Source organism: Herbaspirillum lusitanum P6-12 (assembly GCF_000256565.1).
Classification (GTDB): domain Bacteria; phylum Pseudomonadota; class Gammaproteobacteria; order Burkholderiales; family Burkholderiaceae_D; genus Herbaspirillum; species Herbaspirillum lusitanum.
Genome location: NZ_AJHH01000677.1, coordinates 1 through 670 on the forward strand (window position 1 = coordinate 1; position 670 = coordinate 670).

The 670-nt window shown below is 61.5% G+C and carries 1 protein-coding gene; it reads right to left on the reverse strand.

What is annotated here, in order from left to right; all coding sequences use genetic code 11:
• Nucleotides 1-109: 109 nt before the first annotated feature.
• Nucleotides 110-670, reverse strand: a 561-nt coding sequence (locus tag HLUSI_RS0122400) for an ABC transporter substrate-binding protein (RefSeq protein ID WP_016836089.1), incomplete at its 5' end; no start/stop codon positions are given.

Below are 670 nucleotides of genomic sequence, written 5' to 3' on the forward strand. Positions count from 1 at the left end.
GCCGCCGCGCGTCTGCGCCAGTGCGTTTGCAGCAAACGCCAGTGTCAGCGCCGTGGCGCCAAGCAGTTTGAAGACCTTCTTGTTCATGGTGTGTTTTCCCTCGGTATTTTTATTGCCCGGCTTTGGCCAGGTTGGCGTTGACCGGCTCCAGCCAGGCGTTTTTCAGCGAACCCTGCGACTGGTCGCCGTCCTGCGTGATGCCCTTGAGACGCGGCGAATGCACGGTGAAGAAATGCAACTCGATCAGCGGCAGGGTCGGCAATTCGGTCTGCGTGATCTGCTGGAATTTCTTGAACAGCGCAATGCGTTCGGCTTGCGTGGCGGCGCCTTGCGCCTGTTCGATCACGCGATCGACTTCCGGATTGTTGTAGCCCGAGCTGTTGGTCCACGGGATGTTCTTGCCGACCCAGCCGGACCAGTACATGCGCGTCAGGCCGATCTGCGGATCGGGGAAGGAGGCATTCCAGGTGATCGCCGTGTCGAAATCGCGGTCGCCGTAGACGCGCTTGGTGAAGGCCGCCGTGTCCTGGCTGCGGATGTTGACGTCGATGCCGACGCGCTTGAGCGATTGCTTCAGGTATTCGGCGGTGCGCCGGTAGTCGTCGCCGTAGGGAAGATAATCGTTGCTGATGGTGAAGCGCACGCCGTCGGCGCCGCGCGCGATAATGGC